4 protein-coding genes and 1 pseudogene are annotated in these 6,345 nt (G+C 70.3%); 3 read left to right on the plus strand and 2 right to left on the minus strand.

The window, feature by feature from the left end; all coding sequences use genetic code 11:
• From AB0I53_RS48945 to AB0I53_RS48955, 3 genes and pseudogenes are all read left to right on the plus strand, one after another.
• The coding region (locus AB0I53_RS48945; RefSeq protein ID WP_358617937.1) for a TetR/AcrR family transcriptional regulator at positions 1–715 on the plus strand (715 nt) is incomplete at its 5' end.
• 30 nt (positions 716–745) lie between these two features.
• Positions 746–1,186: pseudogene (locus AB0I53_RS48950) on the plus strand (carboxylesterase family protein); the annotation flags it as partial.
• Positions 1,187–1,355: 169 nt separating this feature from the next.
• Positions 1,356–1,769: a carboxylesterase family protein gene (locus AB0I53_RS48955; protein ID WP_358617939.1), complete on the plus strand. Its 414-nt coding sequence runs from the start codon at positions 1,356–1,358 to the stop codon at positions 1,767–1,769.
• 305 nt (positions 1,770–2,074) lie between these two features.
• Here the strand turns inward: AB0I53_RS48955 and AB0I53_RS48960 are convergent, their stop codons facing one another.
• Positions 2,075–2,806, minus strand: coding sequence for a helix-turn-helix domain-containing protein (locus tag AB0I53_RS48960; RefSeq protein WP_358617942.1), 732 nt, complete (start codon positions 2,804–2,806; stop codon positions 2,075–2,077).
• Positions 2,807–2,897: 91 nt separating this feature from the next.
• On the minus strand, positions 2,898–6,125 hold the full coding sequence (locus tag AB0I53_RS48965; protein WP_358617944.1) for an arabinosyltransferase domain-containing protein: 3,228 nt from the start codon (positions 6,123–6,125) through the stop codon (positions 2,898–2,900).
• Between the last annotated feature and the right edge of the window lie 220 nt (positions 6,126–6,345).

Consider the following 6,345-nt stretch of genomic DNA (forward strand, 5'->3'; position numbering starts at 1 on the left):
CGCGCTGAGCATCAAGCTGCCCGGCATCGGCGTGTACGTGGCGGTGCTCATCGCGGCACGGCCCCGTACGCAACCCGTCCTTGCTCACCTGTGCTACGTTTTGCTCATGCGAGCAAATTCCGGCTCAGGTGAGCAAGAGCGGTCGTTCACCGAGCGCGGTCGGCGGGCGCAGATCGTCGAGGCCGCCATCGACACGATCGTCGAGCTCGGCTACTCGCGGGCGTCGTTCGGCCAGATCGCCAAGCGGGCCGGGCTGAGCAGCACGGGGATGATCTCCTACCACTTCAAGAACAAGGCCGAGCTGATGCAGCAGGTGGTCACCGACGTGTACGCGGTGGCCGAGGAGCTGGTGGGGGAGCGGATCGAGGCGGCCGGCACGGCGCGCGACCAGCTCCGGGCATTCATCGAGTCCAGTGTGGACTTCTACCGCGTGCACCACCGGAAGATCCGGGCGCTCACCGAGATCTTCCTGAACGAGCGCGGCGATGACGCGGCGCTGCCGCACCGGCGGGAACTCGAAGGCATGCGGGAACTGCTCCGCGCCGGCCAGCGGGCGGGGGAGTTCCGGGACTTCGACCCGCACGTGATGGCCGTGGCGCTGCGCCACGCGCTGGACGGTGTCGCGCTGCGCCTCGGAGTGGAGCCCGACGCCGACGCCGACCTCTACGCCCGCGAGCTCGCGACCATGTTCGATCTGGCCACCCGCGCGGGTTGAGCCGGGACGTCCCCGCAACACGGAGGTGTCATGGACGACATCGTGGAACTGGATTCGGGCCGCGTGCGCGGGCTGACCTTCGAGAAGTACCGGCTGTTCCAAGGGATTCCCTACGCCGCGCCGCCGGTCGGCGAGCTGCGCTGGCGTTCGCCGCAGCCCGTCGAGCCGTGGCCGGAGGTGCGGGACGCGACCGCGCCGGGAAACCCGTGCCCGCAGCTCCCGCAGGACTTCGCCGACATCGCAAGCCTGGACGAGGACTGCCTGTTCCTGAACGTGACCGCGCCCCGCACCGGCGGCCGCAAGCCGGTCATGGTGTGGCTGCACGGCGGTGGAGGCGCCAACGGCGAGGGCGCGATCTTCGACGCGCACCGACTCGCGGTCGCCGAGGACGTCGTGGTGGTCGCGCCGAATTCGCGGCTGGGCATCTTCGGCAACTTCGGCTACCCGGGCCTGGCGGGAGGCGGCGGCTTCGGCCTCGAAGACCAGCAGGCGGTGCTGCGCTGGGTGCAGCGCAACATCGGCGAGCACGGCCGACGGCTACGACAAGCTGCTCGCCGAGGCCTTCGAAGCCGCGGCGGACGACGTCGCACAGCAGTATCCAGCCGGGGCGTATCCGACTCCGGGCCTGGCGTGGGCGGAAGTGGTCGGCGACTGCGCCTGGGCGCGCTCGGTGTGGGACTTCACGCACGCCCTGAGCGCGGACACCGCCACCTACGTCTACGAGTTCGCCGACCGCGATGCGCCGCCGGTCGTGCCGTTTCCGCCGGGATTCCCGCCAGGCGCCCACCATTCCGCCGAGGTGGCCTACCAGTTCGACCTCGGTGAGCCGGCGCCGCTGAACGACGCGCAGCGGCGGCTGGCGGCGACGATGAACCGCTACTGGGCGAACTTCGCGCGCAGCGGCGATCCCAACGGGCCGGATCTGCCCGGCTGGCCGACGTTTTCGGCCGCCGAGCCGCACGTGCAGTCGCTGCACCCGGATCAGATCACCGGAACGGACTTCGCCGCCGAGCACCGCCTGGAGTTCTGGAGCGCTCTGGCCGAACGCGGCTGATCGTCAGGTGCCGTGTGTACTTTTGGTTGCTATAGAGGCTGTTTTGGATGTGGTGGTGTGGGGTCGTGGCAGGGCGGCTTGTGCCTTCAAAGCGGTGAAGCGAACGGCCTGTTCACCTCGCCTATCGGGACGAACGGGCCGTTCACCCCACACCAGCTGGTGCCCGCCGACGTTGGATGGATGAAGCGAACGGACCGTTCACCTCACCTATCGAGGAGAACAGGTCGTTCACTCCACACCAGCCAACGAGGATGCACCACTGCGCAAACGAGCTCTCAAACAGCCGCTATAGCGACAAAAAGTACTCACGGGTCGTTCTGCGGAAGCGGGCTGAAATACCGGCCAGGGGTCACGCCGGCCAGGCGGCGGAACTCGCGCGTGAGGTGCGCTTGGTCGGCGTAGCCGGTGGCGTGGGCGAGCTCCGCGAGCCCGCCAGGGCCGGTGCCGCGCCGCGTCGCCCGCTGGAAGCGGAGCACCGCGGCGAGGGCCTGCGGGCCGTAGCCGACGGCGGCGGTGACGCGTCGCCGCAGCTGGCGCTCGGACAACCCGAGGGTGTCGGCGAGCGCCGGAATCGCGAGTGGGGCCGGGGAGTCGAGAGCCGCCACGACGGGCGCGAGCGCCGGATCGGGCCGGAACTCCGACAACCGCGAGCAGGCGAATTCCTCGAGAATCCGCCCCGCCTGCTCCGGGGCTTCGCGGATTCTGTCCACTGTGCACTGGAGCGAAGTGCCCCAGCAGTCGAGGCCGTCGACCTGCAGATCGCGCAGCTCGGTGGCGGGAATGCCGCCCAGCAGCAGCCGGGCGGCACCGGGCCTGGCTCGGATCCCGGTGATGCGGCTCCCCGGCGGCAGCGCCGCGAGCCTGGCGGTGGTGTCCGGTCCGACCACGTCGAGGCGGTCGCCCATCCAGATCAGGTCCACGCAGCCGTCCGGGACCACGCGCTGCACGTGGCCGCCCGCGTCCGCCCCGTGCGTCCACACGCAGGCGATCGCCCCGGCCAGCGCGCCGACCGGCGGCCGCTCCCGATACCGACTCACGACCCCATGATGCCCGCCCACGCCGACACCAGTCATGAACGAAGGGCACCGCCGACCGGCTTGCTCGGTCAGCGGTGCCCTTCGCCCGGGATCAGTCCTGCTTGTCGTCGAAGGTCGGGATGTCCGTGCGGTCGTCGGAGCTGGGCATGTCGCCCGGCAGCTCCACGGCCTGCGTCAGCGGGCCGGGCGACCAGGTGCCCCAGTGGGTTTCCGAATGCACCTCGATCGCCGCCTGCGCGGGCAGCGCATCCGCGTCGTACGGGTGCACCACGTACAGCGAACCCCAGTCCTGCTGCGGATCGTTGCGCAGGTAGGTCGGCAGTTCGCGGACGCTGGACGCGATCGTCAGCCAGCCGAACGGCCCGCCGGCATCCGGCGACGACCAGCCCTCGCCGATGTCCCGGACCTCCTCGCCGGCCGACACCCGGAACTGCGGCATCTCCGCGATCCCGTTGTACAGACCGGAAATCCGCAGGCACGGGTGCACCAGCGCGGCCGGCCACTCGACGAACGTCGCGCTGTCGCCGATGACGTCGGTCATGTTCGTCAGCTTCGGCACCCGCGGCGCGGTCACCGCGAGCCAGCCCTCCCGGCCCAGCGCCTGGTCGACCACGACCAGCCGCATCTTCGTCGCGCCCTCGGCCTCGGCGCCGAGCATGTAGCGGTGATCCCGCCACCCGGGCGGCGGGCCCTGCTCCGCGGTGTAGCGGCCGGTGATCTCGAAGCCCCGGTCGGTCTCCTTGCCGAATTCGAAGACCACGAAGTTCGCGCCGGTCTCCGCGCCCGCCAGGCTCACCGCCACCGGCACCTCGCCGTTGCGAGCCGAATCCGGGATGTCGTACCAGGGCGTGCGCAGCTCACCGGTGTTGGTGCCGGCCTCGTCGAAGCTGCCCCACACCGGCGCGTTGTCGCCGCCGAACTGGTGCGGCGGCTTCCAGCTCGGCGCGTCCGAATCGGCGCCGTCGCTGGGAGGTACGCCGGGCCGGGTGAAGCCCACCTGCTTGGGCTGCAGGTACTGCTCGGCGGTTTCCCGGCCGGCCAGCCGGCGCGGCGGCACCGGCACCGCCGGATCCCGGGTCGGCGCGAGCGCCGAGGGCTGGTCGGCCGCCACCGGCAGGACGCTGGCCTGCGGATCGGTCTCCACCCCGATGTAGTCCGACAGTCCGCAGCTGTTGCCGGTGAGCTGTTTGATGTTGTCCGTGGACAGGCTGTAGCTGTCGCCGCGCTCCTGGATGGCCTTGCCGAACGCCGCGAGCTCGCCGAACACCATCAGCGCGCACAGCAGCGACAACGGCGCGGTGCCGAGCCGCAGGGCGCGGCTGCGCTTCTCCGGGCTGTCCCAGCGCTCGTCGACGATCTTCGGGTTGTTCTCGTCGATGCGCAGGTGCTCGATAAGCGCGATCACGCCCGCTATCCCGGCGAATACCAGGAACAGCGTGCTGAAGTTGTGCCCGCTGATCGACGGCGGCTTGTCGAACCACGGCACGCCCCAGCCCGAGACGTACCACCAGGCGTTCGGGCCGGTGGAGGCGAACGCCAGGATCACCATCAGGCCGGCGACGAAGCCCGCTCGGTTGCGCCGGGAGCGCAGCACGGTGCTGCTGGTGGCCAGCGCGGTCAGCGCTGCCAGAGCACCGCCGAAGGCGGCGAAGATGCCGAAGTGGTGGGTGTGCTTGGTGGGAGTCAGGGCCAGCACGGCGAAGCACAGCGCGGTGATCGCGAGCAGCCGTCGGCTCGGGCCGAGCGCGGCGCCTCGGATGCGGGCGCGCCGCAGCAGCACCACGGCGCAGGTGGCCAGGCAGAGGATCACCAGCAGCACCGGGAACCGGCGGGTCAGCGAACCGTCCGGGCTCTGGCTGAACAGCAGGCTGTAGCGGTTGAGCTCCTCGTACCAGCGGCCGTTCGGGCCGAAGGTGGTCTTGAGCTCCATCGAGTCCATGACCGACTGCCAGGTCTGGTCGTAGAACACCAGCGTCAGGATCACGAACCCGGAAGCGGAGATCGGCGCCAGCACCGGCAGCCAGCCGAACTCCTGGGCCCGCTTGCGCACCAACCGGTACAGCGGCTTGATCGCGGCGATGTAGGGCAGCACCGCGACGAGGCCGTGCGGGTTGACGCCCACCGACAAGGCGGCGCCGACGAGGCCCAGCGCGGCGGGCATCAGCCGCCCGGTCGCCACGGCCCGCTCGACGGCGCACAGAGCCAGCAGCGAGAACAGCACCACGACCGGTTCGGCCCGGAGCCCGTTGTTGTAGGGCAGCCAGAACGCCAGGAACACCGCGGCGGCGGCCCAGCCGGCGGCGTTGCTGCGCCGCACCTGCTGGCCGAGTCGCGGCAGCACCTCGCGGCTGATCAACAGCCAGCTGATGATGCCCATCAGCAGTGCGGGCAGCCGCACCCACGGCGTCGCCGTCGAGACCTGCACCCACAGCGCGTAGAACTCGTAGAACCAGCCGAACGGCGACTCGGGGTTGGCGAACCAGCGGTAGTAGTTGCTGACGTACCCGGCGCTCTGCTCCGACCGCACCATGCTCAGCACGTAGCCGTCGTCGGAGGTCATCGCGCCGACCAGCCACCACACGCCCAGCGCGCCGATCACCGAGACGTCGCGGAAGGTCGGCTTCCACCAGCGGAGCGGGGCCAGCCGAGGCGGGCGCCGTCCGGCGCGCACGTCCAGTCGCCGCAGGCAGAGCACCGAGCCGATGAAGGCCGCCACGGTAAGGGCGATCACCACGAGCTTGAGCGACGTCGCGTAGCTGCTGAACCGGTTGTCGACGCGCGCCTCGAAGGACAGCCCGCGCACGTCGTCCACGGCGTTGTCCAGCGACGAGTAGATACCGGTCAGCTGCGGGCGCTGATCGCCGAGGACGCGTGCCCACGCCTGCTCGTTGACGCCCGCGGTGGTGCCGCCGGCGTCCGCGCGCACGTCGATCGTGCAGTCACCGGCCGGCAGCTGCACCGTGCTGACTTGCTGGCCCTTGGAGAACAGCGCGGCCTGACCGTCGTCGACCTGCAGCGTCAGCCCGGTCAGCTTGCCGTAGTCCGAGGACGGCGGGTTCGTGCTCAGCAGGATTCCTGGCCCCGCGGTGCGCGCGTCCAGGCTGTGCGCGGCGGCGCACGGCACCTTCGCGTCGAGCCACAGCGGCGAGTAGGCGACCAACGGGGCGGACACCGACCTGGTGCCTTCAGCAGTTGGCCACCGTAATGTCACCACGTCGTGATTGACAGGTAGGAAGGGCACGAGCACCGCCAGCACGGTGCCGACCAGCCCGAGCAGCGTCGCGTACAGCCGAAGTTTTTTCGCCGACCCTGGATGCACGTGGAGACCATACGGGCGATCACCGCCCGGACTTGTGCGCACCCCTCGCGCATGCGGCGGACCGCGTTTGCATCCCCGCGCTGTTGAGTGTTTTCCCTGGTCAAAGCCCGTGTGCACTTTGTGTCGCTATAGAGGCTGTTTTGGATCTTGTGGTTGGTGTTGTGGTAGGCGTGCGAGGCGGCGGGTCATGTGGATGATGGCGGCCCAGCGGACCATGGTG

It is taken from the genome of Saccharopolyspora sp. NPDC050389, assembly GCF_040655595.1.
Classification (GTDB): domain Bacteria; phylum Actinomycetota; class Actinomycetes; order Mycobacteriales; family Pseudonocardiaceae; genus Saccharopolyspora.